This window comes from Nitrospirillum goiasense (genome assembly GCF_034427435.1).
Taxonomy (GTDB): domain Bacteria; phylum Pseudomonadota; class Alphaproteobacteria; order Azospirillales; family Azospirillaceae; genus Nitrospirillum.
In genome coordinates, this window is record NZ_JAXQNP010000003.1 from 315,617 (window position 1) to 330,050 (window position 14,434).

13 protein-coding genes are annotated in these 14,434 nt (G+C 68.8%); 7 read left to right on the forward strand and 6 right to left on the reverse strand.

What is annotated here, in order from left to right:
• Positions 1–4: 4 nt before the first annotated feature.
• From ULB03_RS15765 to ULB03_RS15775, 3 genes are read left to right on the forward strand one after another with little or no spacing between them, the layout of a single operon-like run.
• Entirely contained in the window at positions 5–1,000 is a 996-nt protein-coding gene (locus ULB03_RS15765; protein WP_322484088.1) for an HlyD family secretion protein, read from the forward strand.
• Positions 997–3,714, forward strand: a complete 2,718-nt coding sequence (gene rbbA, locus ULB03_RS15770; protein WP_322484089.1) for a ribosome-associated ATPase/putative transporter RbbA — start codon at positions 997–999, stop codon at positions 3,712–3,714. Before ULB03_RS15765 ends, rbbA begins: the two co-directional genes overlap by 4 nt.
• Positions 3,715–3,717: 3 nt before the next feature.
• On the forward strand, positions 3,718–4,845 hold the full coding sequence (locus ULB03_RS15775) for an ABC transporter permease (RefSeq protein WP_322484090.1): 1,128 nt from the start codon (positions 3,718–3,720) through the stop codon (positions 4,843–4,845).
• Positions 4,846–4,857: 12 nt separating this feature from the next.
• Here the strand turns inward: ULB03_RS15775 and ULB03_RS15780 are convergent, their stop codons facing one another.
• Positions 4,858–5,841 carry a zinc-dependent alcohol dehydrogenase family protein gene (locus ULB03_RS15780; protein ID WP_322484091.1) on the reverse strand — a complete coding sequence of 328 codons (984 nt, stop codon included), beginning with the start codon at positions 5,839–5,841 and terminating at the stop codon, positions 4,858–4,860.
• Positions 5,842–6,036: 195 nt separating this feature from the next.
• Between ULB03_RS15780 and phbB the strand changes: the two genes are divergently transcribed.
• The gene (gene phbB / locus ULB03_RS15785) at positions 6,037–6,762 is read left to right on the forward strand and encodes an acetoacetyl-CoA reductase (protein ID WP_145730522.1); all 726 of its coding nucleotides are present in this window, start codon (positions 6,037–6,039) and stop codon (positions 6,760–6,762) included.
• A 32-nt stretch (positions 6,763–6,794) separates the two neighbouring features.
• Entirely contained in the window at positions 6,795–8,678 is a 1,884-nt protein-coding gene (locus tag ULB03_RS15790; protein WP_322484092.1) for a PHA/PHB synthase family protein, read from the forward strand.
• Between the two features lie 13 nt (positions 8,679–8,691).
• Here the strand turns inward: ULB03_RS15790 and ULB03_RS15795 are convergent, their stop codons facing one another.
• From ULB03_RS15795 to ULB03_RS15815, 4 genes are all read right to left on the reverse strand, one after another.
• The gene (locus ULB03_RS15795) at positions 8,692–9,540 is read right to left on the reverse strand and encodes an SDR family oxidoreductase (protein ID WP_322484093.1); all 849 of its coding nucleotides are present in this window, start codon (positions 9,538–9,540) and stop codon (positions 8,692–8,694) included.
• Positions 9,533–10,024 (reverse strand): con-10 family general stress protein, encoded by a 492-nt coding sequence (locus tag ULB03_RS27590; protein WP_463605635.1) that lies wholly within the window; start codon positions 10,022–10,024, stop codon positions 9,533–9,535. The genes ULB03_RS15795 and ULB03_RS27590 overlap by 8 nt, the downstream gene beginning before the upstream one ends.
• A 289-nt stretch (positions 10,025–10,313) precedes the next feature.
• The gene (locus tag ULB03_RS15810; RefSeq protein WP_145730516.1) at positions 10,314–10,553 is read right to left on the reverse strand and encodes a con-10 family general stress protein; all 240 of its coding nucleotides are present in this window, start codon (positions 10,551–10,553) and stop codon (positions 10,314–10,316) included.
• 194 nt (positions 10,554–10,747) lie between these two features.
• Positions 10,748–11,395, reverse strand: coding sequence for a UdgX family uracil-DNA binding protein (locus tag ULB03_RS15815; RefSeq protein WP_322484094.1), 648 nt, complete (start codon positions 11,393–11,395; stop codon positions 10,748–10,750).
• 171 nt (positions 11,396–11,566) lie between these two features.
• On the opposite strand from ULB03_RS15815, the gene ULB03_RS15820 reads away from it, so the two are divergent.
• Positions 11,567–12,427: a nickel/cobalt efflux transporter gene (locus ULB03_RS15820; RefSeq protein ID WP_322484095.1), complete on the forward strand. Its 861-nt coding sequence runs from the start codon at positions 11,567–11,569 to the stop codon at positions 12,425–12,427.
• A gap of 4 nt (positions 12,428–12,431) precedes the next feature.
• On the opposite strand, the gene ULB03_RS15825 is transcribed toward ULB03_RS15820, so the two are convergent.
• The gene (locus ULB03_RS15825; protein ID WP_322484096.1) at positions 12,432–13,292 is read right to left on the reverse strand and encodes a LysR family transcriptional regulator; all 861 of its coding nucleotides are present in this window, start codon (positions 13,290–13,292) and stop codon (positions 12,432–12,434) included.
• A 123-nt stretch (positions 13,293–13,415) separates the two neighbouring features.
• Here ULB03_RS15825 and ULB03_RS15830 point away from each other — a divergent pair, with 123 nt between their 5' ends.
• Entirely contained in the window at positions 13,416–14,426 is a 1,011-nt protein-coding gene (locus ULB03_RS15830; RefSeq protein ID WP_322484097.1) for a zinc-dependent alcohol dehydrogenase family protein, read from the forward strand.
• Positions 14,427–14,434 lie beyond the last annotated feature (8 nt).

Here is a 14,434-nt window from a genome sequence, read left to right on the forward strand (position 1 = left end):
GATCATGCGCCTCCTGAAGTTCCTGCTGGTGATCATCCTGTTGGCCGGTGCCGCCGGTGGCGGCTATTGGGCCTGGCTGCGGACGCGGCCGCCCGTGCTGCCCGCCGGCTTCGTTTCCGCCGATGGCCGCATCGAGGCGCAGGAGGTGGACATCGCCGCCAAATACGCCGCCCGCGTCCTGAGCATCGAGTTCGAGGAAGGGCAGTTGGTCCAGGCCGGCGCCATCCTGGCCCGGCTGGACGTGCGCGACGTCCAATCCCAATACCGGGCCGCCACCGCCGCCCTGGCGCAGGCGCGCAAGACCCGCGACCAGGCCGCCAGCCTGGTGGTGCAGCGGCAGAGCGACCTGGACTTCGCCAACAAGGAGATGAACCGGGCGAATGAGCTGTTCACGCGCGGCAACGTCTCGCAGCAGCGGGTGGACAGCAACCGCAACCAGCTGCGCAGCGCCACCGCCGCCCTGCAATCGGCCAAGAGCGGCCTGAGCGCCGCCGACGAGGCCATCCACGCGGCGGAGGCGGACGCCGACCGGCTGCGCGACCTGGCCGACGACGGCATCCTGAAGGCGCCGGTGACGGGCCGCATCCTGTACAAGCTGGCCCAGCCCGGAGAGATGCTGGGCGCCGGCGGCAAGGTGGCCACCCTGCTGGACCTGTCGGACGTCTACATGACCTTCTTCCTGCCCACGGAATACGCCAACCGCGTGGCGCTGGGGGCCGAGGTGCGGCTGCTGCTGGACGCCCTGCCCGGCCTGGCCCTTCCCGCCGCCGTCAGCTTCGTGGCGCCCAAGGCCCAGTTCACGCCCAAGCAGGTGGAAACCCGGGCGGAGCGGGACCGCATGATGTTCCGCATCAAGGCGCGGGTGCCCCAGGCCCTGGTGACCAGCCATATCGAGCAGGTGAAGACCGGCGTCAGCGGCACGGCCTATGTCCGCCTGGACGCGCAGGCCGCCTGGCCGGCCTGGCTGCAATCGCGACTGACGACGACGGCGCCGCAATGACCGGCCAGGCGCCAACGGCGGTGCGGGTTGCCGGCGTCAGCCACCGCTATGGCCGGACGGGGGCGCTGGCGGCTGTGGACCTGACGGTGCCGGCAGGCGGCACCCTGGCCCTGATCGGCCCCGATGGGGTGGGCAAGTCCACCCTGCTGGGCCTGATCGCCGGGGCCAAGCGCCTGCAGGATGGGACGCTGGAGGTGCTGGGCGGTGACATGGCGCGGGGGGCCGACCGGCGGCGCCTGCAGCCGCGCGTCGCCTTCATGCCCCAGGGCCTGGGCCGCAACCTCTATCCCGACCTGTCGGTGCGGGAGAACCTGGAGTTCTTTGGCAAGCTGTTCGGGCAGGGACCGGGGGAGCGGAGCCGCCGCATCCACCACCTGCTGGCCGCCACCGGCCTCGCCCCCTTCCCCGACCGGCCGGCGGGCAAGCTGTCGGGCGGCATGCGGCAGAAGCTGGGCCTGTGCTGCGCCCTGATCCACGACCCCGACCTGCTGATCCTGGATGAGCCGACCACCGGCGTCGACCCGCTGTCCCGTCGCCAGTTCTGGGACCTGATCGACAGCATCCGGGCGGAGCGGCCGGGCATGACCCTGCTGGTCGCCACGTCCTACATGGATGAAGCCCAGCGCTTCGACCGGGCGGTCATGATGGACGGCGGCCGCATCCTGGCGGACGGCACGCCGGCCGAGCTGATGGCGCGCACCGGCACCGCCAACCTGGAGGCCGCCTTCGTCGCCCTGCTGCCGCCGGACCGGCGCGGCCCCGCCGAGGGCGCCGCCGTGCCGCCCCTGCCCGCCGGCCGACCCATCGCCATCGAGGCGCGCGGACTGACGCGGCGCTTCGGCGACTTCGTGGCCGTGGACGCGGTCAGCTTCGCCATCCCCAAGGGGGAGATTTTCGGCTTCCTGGGGTCCAACGGCTGCGGCAAGACCACCACCATGAAGATGCTAACCGGCCTGCTGCCGGCCAGCGCCGGCACCCCCCTGCTGTTCGGCCAGCCGGTCGACCCCGGCGACCTGGCCACGCGCCGGCGCGTGGGTTACATGGCCCAGTCCTTCTCACTCTACGGCGACCTGTCGGTGGCGCAGAACCTGGACCTGCACGCCACACTGTTCGGCCTGCTGGGGGCCGCCGCCGACGCGCGCGTGGCCGAGGTGGTGGCCGACTTCGGCCTGGCCCCCTATCTGCCGGCGCTGGCCGACAGCCTGCCCCTGGGGGTGCGCCAGCGCCTGTCGCTGGCCGTGTCCGTGCTGCACAAGCCGGAGGTGCTGATCCTGGACGAGCCCACGTCAGGCGTGGACCCGGTGGCGCGCGACGCCTTCTGGCGCCAACTGACCACGCTGTCGCGCGACCAGGGCGTCACCATCTTCGTCTCCACCCATTATATGAACGAGGCCGCGCGCTGCGACCGGGTGGCCTTCATGCAGGCCGGCCGCGTCCTGGCGGTGGGGGCGCCGGAAGCGTTGCGCCAGGAAAAGCAGGCCAGCAGCCTGGATGACGCCTTCGTCGCCTATATGCGGGAGAACGAGCCGGAGGAGGCGCCGCCGGAAACGGCCCCGGCAACGCTGATCGAAGCCCCGGCGGCGGAGTCCGGCGGCTTTTCCCCGCGCCGCCTGTCCGCCTACGCCCTGCGCGAGGGGCTGGAGCTGCGGCGCGACCCCGTGCGCCTGACCGTGGCCTTGCTGGGCACCCTGCTGTTGATGCTGGTCTTCGGCTTCGGCATCAACTTCGATGTCGAGAATTTGCGCTTCGCCGTACTGGACCGCGACCACTCCCCCCTGTCGCGAACCGTGGCGGAGGCGTTCTCCAGTTCCCGCTACTTCCAGCAGACGCCACCGGCCACGGACGCGGCGGACGGCCTGCGGCGGCTCCAGGCCAATGACGTCGCCCTGGTGGTGGACATACCGCCCGACTTCGGCCGCGACGTGAAGAAGGGCACGCCGGCGGAGGTGGCCGTGCGCATCGACGGCGCCATGCCCTTCCGGGCGGAGACCATCCAGGGCTATGTCGCCGGCCTGTTCCTGCGCCTGCAGCAGGATCTGGCGACCGAGGCGGGGGTCGAGGCGGCCCCGGGGCTCAGCCTGGTGCCGCGCTTCCGCTACAACCAGGCCTTCCGCTCCGTGGACGCCATGGTGCCCTGCGTCATCGGCCTGCTGCTGGTCTTCATCCCGTCCATCCTCACAGCTTTGGGCGTGGTACGGGAGAAGGAGCTGGGCTCCATCACCAACCTCTATGTGACGCCGGTGTCGCGGCTGGAATTCCTGCTGGGCAAGCAGCTGCCCTATATCGCCATCGCCTTTTTCAACTACGCCGTCATGGTGATCATGGCCCTGGTCATCTTCCATGTGCCGCTGAAAGGCAGCCTGCTGGGGCTCAGCCTGGGGGCGCTGGCCTATGTCATGGCCACCACCGCCCTGGGCCTGCTGGTGTCCTGCTTCGTCAGCACCCAGACGGCCGCCGTCTTCGGCACCGCCATCGCCACCATGCTGCCGGCCATCCAGTTTTCCGGCATGATGCAGCCCGTCTCCACCCTGTCGGGCATGCCGCACCTGCTGGGCACGCTGTTCCCCACCACCTATTTCGTGAAGACGGTGGTGGGCGCGTTCACCAAGGGGCTGTCGCTGGCCGAGCTGACACCCTTCATCCTGTCGCTGCTGGCCTTCTTCCCCGTCCTGGTGCTGACGGCGTCGGTGCTGCTGCGCAAGCAGGAGGCATAAGCCATGGCCGCCTTCCGCAACCTGCTGACCCTGGCGCGCAAGGAACTGGCCGGCCTGATGCGCGACCGGTTCATGCTGTTCTTCGTGCTGTACGCCTTCACCGGCATGATCTACCTGCAGGCCACGGGCATCAGCCACGAACTGCGCAACGCCTCCATCGCCATCGTGGATGAGGACCAGTCGCCGCTGTCGCTGCGCTTCCGTTCCGCCTTCCGCCCGCCGGACTTCCAGGCCCCCGCGCTGATCGGCAAGGGGGAGGTGGACCGCGCCATGGCGGATGCGCGCTATACCTTCGTGCTGGACGTGCCGCCGGACTTCCAGTCCGACCTGCTGGCCGGCCATGGGGCGGAGCTGCAAATCCTGGTGGACGCCACCGCCATGATGCAGGCCGGCATCGGTGCGGCGCAGATCCAGTCGGTGCTGAGCGATGAGGTCAGCCGCTTCCTGGCGCGCGACAAGACCGCCACCACCCCCGACGCCGTCAGCGCCCAATTGCGCTTCGCCTTCAACCAGACGCTGGAGACGACGCGCTTCACCGGCATGATGGCCATCCTGTTCAACGTCACCATGCTGTCGGTGCTGCTGACCGGCGCCGCCGTGATCCGCGAGCGGGAACACGGCACGCTGGAGCACCTGCTGGTCATGCCCGTCCGGCCGCTGGAGATCATGGGCGCCAAGGTGCTGGCCAACGGCCTGGTGGTGCTGGCGATGACGGGCCTGTCGCTGGCCGTCATCATCCGATGGGCCCTGGGCATCCATCTGGCCGGGTCCATCCCCCTGTTCATGGCGGGAACGGCCGTCTACCTGTTCTTCACCACGGCGCTGGGCATCTTCCTGGCCACCGTCGCGCGCTCCATGCCGCAGTTGGGCCTGCTGTTCATCCTGATCGTGCTGCCGCTGAACCTGCTGTCCGGTGGCAACACGCCGCTGGAGAGCATGCCGCTGTGGCTGCAGCGGATCATGCAATTCTCCCCCGCCACCCAGTTCGTGGCCTTCGCCCAGGCCATCCTGTACCGCGGGGCGGACATCACGCTGGTCTGGCACCATTTCGCCGCCGTGGCCGGCATGGGATCGCTGTTCTTCCTGCTCAGCCTCTGGCGCTTCCGCCGCCACCTGGCGGCGTCGCGCTGAGACCAGGCGCCCTTACGGCACCAGGACGGCGGCGCCGTTGAGGCGCCCGGCGCGCAGGTCGGCGATGGCCTGGTTGGCCTGGGCCAAGGGGTAGGTGGTGACCTGGGGGCGGATGCCGGCCAGGGGCACGATGCGCAGGAAGTCCAACGCGTCGTCCCGCGTCAGGTTGGCCACGGACACCACCTGCCGCTCCCCCCACAGCAGGTCATAGGGGAAGGCGGGGATGTCGCTCATGTGGATGCCGGCGCAGACCACCCGGCCGCCCTTGCGTACCGCCGCCAGGGCCGCGGGCACCAACGCGCCCACCGGCGCGTAGAGGATGGCGGCGTCCAGCGGTTCCGGCGCCGGCCCGTCCGACCCGCCGGCCCAGACCGCGCCCAGCGACAGGGCGAATTCCTGGGCCGCCAAATCATCGGGTCGGGTGAAGACATAGACCTCCGCCCCCTGCCAGCGGGCCACCTGAAGGATGATGTGACCGGCGGCGCCGAAGCCGTAAATGCCCAGCTTGCGATGCGGCCCCGCCATCACCAGCGACCGCCAGCCGATCAGCCCGGCGCACAGCAGGGGCGCGGCCGTGGCGTCGTCCAGATCGATGCCGTCCAGGGGATAGACGTAGCGCGCCTCCGCCACCATGAGGGTGGCGAAGCCGCCGTCGCGGGTATAGCCGGTGAACCCTGGCGCGTCGCACAGGTTCTCATGGCCCGACAAGCAATAGGGGCAGTGGCGGCAGCTGTGCGCCAGCCAGCCCACACCCACCCGCTGGCCCACGGTCAGGCCGGACACACCCGCCCCCAGCCGGTCGACGACGCCCACGACCTCATGTCCCGGTATGCGGGGCAGGCCGCCCGGCGGCAGGTCGCCGTCGATGACATGCAGGTCGGTGCGGCAGACGCCGCAGGCGTGGATGGCGATACGGACCTGATCGGGGCCCGGCTCCGGGTCCGGCAGCTGCTTCTCCTGCAAGGCCCCCGACGTTCCCAACACCATGGCGCGCATGACGTCACCCCACACCGAGATTATGGGCCGCCCAGATCGCCGGCCACCCCCCAGGGAACCCCCGTCCCCCCATCCCCGCATTGATGCGGCGCAAACCGGGGGCCCTGAACGCCATTGTTGATGCACCGCACCAAGGCCGCGGCGCGCCGGTGATCTCCTACGGTCCAACAGGCACTCATGGAAATGGAGGTTCTGATGGCACACGTCGCTTTGGTCACGGGCGGGATCACCGGCATAGGGGCGGCGGTCAGCCTGGCCCTGAAGAGCGCCGGTCACACGGTGGTCGCCACTTATCCGGCGTCGGAGGAGGCCACCGCCGCCGCCTTCCGCCGGGAGACGGGCCTGGCCACCGCCGCCTGGGACGTGGCCGACTTCGTCGCTTGCGCGGAGGGCATCGCCCAGGTCACCGCCAAGCACGGCCCGGTCGACATCCTGGTCAACAACGCCGGCATCACCCGGGACGCCATGCTGCACAAGATGACGCAGGAGCAATGGCGCCAGGTCATCGACGTCGATCTGGGCGGCTGCTTCAACATGTGCCGCGCCGTGATCGAAAGCATGCGGGAGCGCCGCTTCGGCCGCATCATCAACATCAGCTCCGTCAACGGACTGTCGGGCCAGGCCGGACAGACCAATTACGCCGCCGCCAAGGCCGGCCTGATCGGCTTCACCAAGGCGCTGGCGCTGGAGGGCGCGTCGCGCAACATCACCGTCAACGCGGTGGCGCCGGGATACACCAAGACCACCATGGTCGAGGCGGTGCCCGCCCCCATCCTGCAAACCATCGTCGACGGCATCCCGGCCAAGCGACTGGCCCTGCCGGAGGAAATCGCGCGCGCCGTCGTGTTCCTGGCCGCCGATGAGGCCGGCTTCATCACCGGCGAAACCCTGTCGGTGAACGGCGGGAAGTATATGCAGTAGTCCACAGCACGGACGGATGAATGGAGGACGCCATGACCCTCGCGAACCCTTCCGCCAGCACGCGGCCACGCCGCCGGCCAGGATACCGGCCGGCGGCCGCGCAGGCCCCAGGCGCCCCCCTCTCCGCCGCCCCGCAAACTGTCGTCCCGCCACCCGACACCCGGTCCCCTATCGTTCCCCCGGCCGTCACACCGGCCCCCGACCCCGACTTCCACGCGCTGGACCGGGCGCTGCGCGCCGCGGCGGCACGCTTGACCCAGGGCCTGTCCCCCTCCGTCATCGCGGAGGCATGGGCCGACTGGGCCATACACCTAACGGCCAGCCCGGGGCGGCGGCTGGCCCTGTCGCTGGCGGCCACGGATGCTGCCGGGCGCTTCACCGTCTGGCTGGCGGAGGCGGCGGCGGGCGGCAAGCCGGCCCCGTTGGTGGAGCCCCGGCCGGGTGACCGGCGTTTTGTCGATCCCGTCTGGTCGCAATGGCCGCATGTGGCGATCGCCCAGGCCTATCTGCTGGGGGAGGCGCTGTTGCTGGACGCGGCGCGGCGCGTCCCCGGCGTGGCGCGCCAGCATGAAAATGAGTTGAGCTTCCTGTTCAGCCAATGGGCCGATGTCCTGTCCCCCACCAACCTGCCCTGGCTGAATCCCGTCATCGTCAGCCGGACGATGCAAGAGGGCGGCATGAACCTGGTGCGCGGGGCGATGAATTGGATGGACGACGCCAGCCGCCTGATGCGGAGCGCCCCGCCGGCGGGGGCGGAGGAGTTCCAGGTGGGACGGGACGTGGCCATTACCCCCGGCACGGTCATCCACCGCAACCGCCTGATGGAGGTGATACAGTACACCCCGACCACGGCGACGGTGCGGGCGGAGCCCATCCTGATCGTGCCGGCCTGGATCATGAAGTATTACATCCTGGATTTGCGGCCGGAGAATTCGCTGGTGCGCTGGCTGGTGGACCGGGGCCACACCGTCTTCATGGTGTCGTGGAAAAACCCCGACGCCGACGACCGGGACCTCAGCCTGGACGATTATCGCCAACTGGGCGTCATGGCCGCCCTGGACGCCGTCAACCGCGCCGTGCCCGGCCAGAAGGTCCATGCCTGCGGCTACTGCCTGGGCGGAACCATCCTGTCCATCGCCGCCGCCACCATGGCCCGCGATGGTGACGACCGCCTGGCCAGCCTGACGCTGCTTGCGGCGCAGACCGACTTCGCGGAGGCGGGCGACCTGATGCTGTTCGTGGACGAACGCCAGGTCAGCCTGCTGGACGACCTGATGTGGTCCCAGGGCTATCTCAGCGGTGCCCAGATGGCAGGGGCCTTCCAGTTGCTGCGCCCCAACGACCTGATCTGGTCCCGCGTCATCCGCGATTATCTGCTGGGCGACCGGGAACCCATGTCCGACCTCATGGCGTGGAACGCGGATTCCACCCGCATGCCCGCGCGCATGCATGGCGAATATCTGCGCAGCCTGTTCCTGGAAAATCGCCTGTCGGCCGGTCGCTTCGCGGTGGAGGGGCGGGTGATCGCCCTGCGCGACATCAAGGTGCCCATCTTCGCCCTGGGCACCGTGCGCGACCATGTGGCGCCCTGGCGCTCCGTCTACAAGATCAACCTGTTCAGCGACACCGACGTCACCTTCACGCTGGTATCCGGCGGGCACAATGTGGGCATCGTCAACCCGCCGGTCGGCGAACGGGGCAGCTACCAGACCCTGACCCGCGCGGCGGATGAACGATACATCGACCCGGACACCTGGGCGGGGCTGGCACCGCATCACCCAGGTTCCTGGTGGGGCGCCTGGCAGGAATGGCTGGCGGCCAAGGGCGACAGCACCCAGGTGGCGCCGCCGGCCGTGGTGCCGGACGCGACGGCCCCCGCCCTGCCCGCCCCCGGCCTTTATGTCCACCAGGGTTGATGCCGGCGTCGGGTCAGGAATTGACGATGGTGCCACCGTTGGGATGCATCACTTGCCCCGTCATGTAGGACGCCTCATCACTGGCCAGGAAGACATGGCACGACGCGACCTCGTTGGGCTGGCCCGGCCGGCCCATGGGCGTGTCCTTGCCATGCTCCGCCACCTTGTCCGCCGCGAAGGAGGCGGGGATCAGCGGCGTCCAGATCGGGCCCGGCGCCACCGCGTTGACCCGGATACCCGCCTCCACCAGAAGCTGGGACAGGGAGCGGGTGAGCGCCAGGACGGCCCCCCGCGTGGCTGAATAATCCAGCAGGTGGGGGCTGCCCTTGTACGCGGTGACGGAGGTGGTGTTGACGATGGCCCCACCCCGCGTCATGTGCTGCAAGGCCATTTTGGACATGAAGAAATAGCCGAAGACGTTGGTGCGGAAGGTCCGCTCCAATTGCTGCGCCGTCAGGTCGCCCAGGCCGCTGGTGGTGTGCTGCTCCGCCGCGTTGTTCACCAGGATGTCCAGCTTGCCGAAGGTGGAAACCACCTTGTCCACCGCCGCGCGGCAAAAGTTCTCATCCCCCACGTCACCGGCAATGCGCAGGCCACGGGCCCCTTCCGCCTCTATCAACGCCACGGTGTCGGCCGCGTCCTCATGCTCATCGAGGTAGACGATGGCGACATCAGCCCCCTCGCGCGCCATGGAGACGGCGACGGCCCGGCCTATGCCGCTGTCGCCACCGGTGATCAGGGCCGCCTTGCCCTTCAGGCGACCGGCACCGGGGAAGCGGGGCGCATAGTCCGGCGCCGGTGTCATCTCGCGCTCGCGACCCGGCTGGTGGTCTTGCTGCTGCGGGGGAATGGCGTCATCCATGGTGGCGCTCCGTCAAGAATAGGTAGGCAAGGAATAGATAGGGTGGAAACCGCTGGCGGGCCCGCCAGTTCCGGCCGCAGTCGGCCACGTCCATCCCGCGTGGAATGTCCAGCGCGGAATGCCCAACGCGGGATAGACGTGGCCATGGGCCGATAAGCCGCCTGTCAGCGGTGGCCGTGCGCCGAGCCGCCTTTGCGGCCAGCCTCGGCCGCCCGCGCCCGATCATGGGCGAAGTTGCCGCCCGAAGCCTGCCCCCCTTCCGGCCGGCCTCAGCCGCCAGTTCACGATCCTGGGAGAAGCTGCGCTTCTCATCCGGCACGTTCTGTCCACCCTTGCGCCCCGCCTCGGCGGCAAGGCCGGCGTCCTGCGAGAAGCTCCGTTTCTCGTCGGGCACGCTGGAGCCGCCCTTGCTGGCGATCTCGCGCTGCTTCTCGCCATCCATCGAGGCGAAGCCGCGGCCGCTGGTGCTGCTGTCCTTGGTCATGACGTCCTCTCTCCTTTGCGCATCGCGCCGCCGGCCCTTTCAGCTTCGGCAGCGCCCGCATACAAGGCGGCACATCGAGAGGGGTTCCGTTTTATTTCGAATTATTAGATTTTTTGAATACAGCAAAGAACAAGGCTCGCTTCATTTGCAATATCAACCATTTCCACTCTACAAGCCCCCAAAGGAAAAGGGCTGGACCCGCAGGCCCAGCCCCCTCAACTCTGGACCGGATTCCGTTTTGCGCCGAAGCGCTGGCGGATCCGGTCCCTGGATGCCTTAACGCTCGGCCTCAATGCTGGCCGCCCTTGCGGCCGGCTTCGGAAGCACGCTCACGGTCGTGGGCGAAGTTCCCGCCCGAGGCCTGACCGCCCTTGCGGCCCGCCTCGGCGGCCAGCTCGTGGTCCTTGGAGAAGCTGCGCTTCTCATCCGGAACGCTGGAGCCGCCCTTTGAGGCGATTTCACGCTGCTTTTCATCATCCATCGAGGCGAACCCTCGGTTCGACGTATTGTTCGAAGTGTTGGAAGCCATAGGATCACTCCACTCTGCTTCTAGTCTGCTTCGGGATGGGCCCCCGCCGTTAGCGGCATCTGGGCCGCCGGCGCGTCCTTGCGCCGGATGAATAATAAAGGGGAAAGCCCACCCTTTCGTTCCCGAGAATCTGAAAATATTGAAGTATAGACACGTCAAAGCTTCGCTTATTCTATTCCTATATTGTCATAAAATCATCCCATCCTTGCCTTGGATGTGGCCCGCAGGAAGTCCCCGGCCATCTCCCGCGCCTGGGTCAGCGCCGCCACCAGGGCGGCAAAGGTACGGGTGCGCGCCGCATCATCCCTGGCCCGCAATATCGCCGACGGGTGGTAGGTTGCCACGCCCGGGCGCCCATCCGCCCAGGTCAGCGGGCGTCCTTCTTCCCGCAGTAGAACCACCGGGCGGCCCATCAGCGACCGTGCGGCCGTGGCGCCCAGGGCCACGATGACCGCCGGTTGAACCACCGCGATCTCGCGGTTCAGCCACCAGCGGCAGGCCTCGATCTCCCCCTGGTTGGGGCGCTGATGCATGCGGCGCTTGCCCCGCATCTCATGCTTGAAGTGCTTCACCGCGTTGGTGACGTACAGACGGCCCCGGTCCAGTCCCGCCTCCGCCAACGCCTGGTCGAGGATGCGCCCGGCGGGACCGACGAAGGGTCGCCCGGCCTTGTCCTCCTGGTCCCCCGGCTGCTCCCCCACCAGAAACAGCGCGGCATCCGCCGGTCCTTGGCCGAAAACCACCTGGGTGGCGGCACGGTAGAGATCACACCGGCGACACTCCGCGGCCTCCCGCGCCAGCCCCTGCACCTCCGCCCTTTCAGGATCCACATCTTGCGCCATAGCCATTGATCCCTGTCGCGGCCCCTATCGGCGGCCCCTGGGCACGACAACGGTGGATGGGAATGGGTGTTCCACGGCACCACGGAAGCGGTGCGCGCCGCCTTGCAATATCCCCTCGGGGGGGATAGGTTCGGCGCCCATGCCATCCCTTGACCAGATCGACATCGTCCCATGACCCCGCTTTCAGACCTGCTGCAACAGGGCGCCGGCAACGCCTGGCTGTTCATCCCCAGCGCCATTTTGCTGGGCGCGTTGCATGGGCTGGAGCCTGGGCATTCGAAGACCATGATGGCGGCCTTCATCATCGCCATCCGGGGAACGGTGGGGCAGGCGGTGTTGCTGGGCCTGTCCGCCACCCTGTCCCATACCCTGGTGGTGTGGGCGGTGGCGCTGGCCGGGCTGCACTTCGGCCAAAGCTGGAACGCGGAGACGACGGAGCCCTATTTCCAGATCGCGTCCGGCCTCCTGATCATCCTGATCGCCCTGTGGATGCTCTGGCGCACCTATCGCGCCCAGCGGGAAGAGGCGGCGCATGATCATGAGCATCATCATGGGCACGACCATCACCATGATGACGGGCATCACCATGATCACGAACATGACCACCACCATGACCACCACGCCGAAGGCCTGACCCTGGGGGAGACGGACTATCAGGACGCCCATGAACGGGCGCATGCCGCCGACATCCAACGACGCTTCGCCAATCGGACGGTGACCACGGGCCAGATCGTCCTGTTCGGCCTGACCGGGGGACTGATCCCCTGCCCCGCCGCCATCACCGTGCTGCTGCTGTGCCTGCAACTGAAGCAGGTGACCCTGGGGGTGGCCCTGGTGCTGTGTTTCAGCATCGGCCTGGCGCTGACCATGGTCAGCGTGGGTGCCGCGGCCGCGCTGGGCATGCGTCACGCCTCCCGCCGCTGGGGAGAGACCTTCACCACCCTGGCCCGCCGGGCTCCCTACGCGTCGGGCGCGCTGATCATCCTGGTCGGCCTTTATATTGGTTGGCAGGGATGGAGCGCGCTGGCTTAAGCCGTCAATTGGCCAGGCGCTGGACGATCAGGTCGAGCAGCGCCCGCAGGCGCGGCAATCGCCGCAAATCCCGGTGATAGCCGATCCAGGTGTCACGGCTGGGCGGCGCCTCTCCCAGATCAACCAGCGCGATACCCGGGGTGCTGTCCCCCAAGGGACGGGGAAGCACGGCCAAGCCAGCCCCCAGCGCGCACAGGCGGGCCTGGACCTGGCGATTGTTGCTGCGCGCCGCCACGGCGGCCTTGGGCAATAGGCGCGTCACCCAGCCCACGTCGGGCATGCCGCCAAAGTCCGTGTCCATCAGCACCAAACGGCAACCGGCGCCATCGCCCGCCACCGGGTGCCACAAGCCCGGCTTGGCATAAAGGCCGTAGGGAATGGTCAGCAGCTTGCGGGCGATGACCTCCGGCTCATCAAACGGTTTGATGCGCATCACCAGGTCCGCTTCCCGCCGGGGCAGGCTGTAGAGGCGCGGGTCGGTCAGCAGTTCCACCGTCACAGCCGGATGCTGGGTGGCGAACTCCGCCAGCACGGGCGACAGCATGCTCACCCCGAACCAGTCGGAGCAGGAGACGCGTAGCATGCCCTCCAGCCCGCCGACGCTGCCGGCCAACTGCCGCTGCAGGGCCAGCGCCTCCTCCTCCATGCGCAGGGCCGGCCCCAGCATGGCCTGGCCCTCATCGGTCAGGACGAAGCCGTCGCTGGTGCGCTGGAACAGCGTGGCGCCCACCGCGGCCTCCAGTGCGCGCAGACGCCGGCCCATGGTCGGCTGGGTCTGCCCCAGCTTGCGGGCGGCGGCGCCCAAGGTGCCCTCCCGTGCGATGGCCAGGAAGATGGGCAGGTCACTCCATTCCAGCACACGCATCGAATCACCCAAACGAAATCGCATGATCTTCGTACAGTTGTTAAGATTTCCATGCATCCGTCTTGGGCACAAGATTTGTGGGCGCCGATAAGGGCGCCCCACCCAAAGCCGGAGCAGAACACCATGATCCCCACCATGCCCACCACCATGAAGGCCGCGATCGTCGAGACGCAGAACGGCCCCTTCCGTGTCACCGACATCGGCCGTCCCCAGCCTGCGGCCGGCCAGGTGCTGGTCCGCATCCTGGCCAGCGGCGTGAACCCGCTGGACACCAAGATCCGCGCCGGCGCCGCCGCCCATGCCCGCCACCCCCTGCCCGCCATCCTGGGCCTGGACCTGGCTGGCGTGGTCGAGGCGGTGGGCCCCGGCGTCTCCACCTTCCGTCTGGGTGACGAGGTTTATGGCATGACCGGCGGCGTGGGCGGGCTCCCAGGCTCCCTGGCCCAATACGCCGCGGTCGATGCCGATTTGCTGGCGCTGAAGCCCGCCAACCTGACGATGCGCGAGGCCGCCGCCCTGCCGCTGGTGGCCATCACCGCCTGGGAAGGCCTGGTGGATCGCGCCAAGGTGCGGCCGGGCCAGACCCTGCTGGTCCAGGGCGGTGCCGGCGGCGTCGGCCACATGGCGGTGCAGATCGGTCGGGCGCTGGGCGCCACGGTTTATGCGACCGCCAGTGCGGAGGATGCCGACTACATCCGCAGCCTGGGCGCCACGCCCATCGACTACGCCGCCGAGACGGTGACCGACTACGTGGGCCGGCTGACTGGTGGCAACGGCTTCGAGTTGGTGTACGACACCAACGGCGGCGCGGTGCTGGACGCCTCCTTCCAGGCGGTGGCCCGCTTCGGCCATGTGGTCAGCGCGCTGGGCTGGGGCAGCCACGCCTTGGCACCCTTGTCATTCAAAGGCGCCACCTACTCCGGCGTCTTCACCCTGGCCCCGCTGCTGACGGGGGTGGGCCGGGCCCACCACGGCGAAATCCTGGCGCAGATCAGCACCCTGGTCGAGGCCGGCAAGCTGCTGCCCCGCCTGGACCCGCGTCCCTACACCCTGGACACGGTGGCTGACGCCCACGCGGCGCTCACCGCCCGCAGCGCCAAGGGCAAGGTCGTGGTCTCGATCAGCCGGGAGTGACAGGGCGC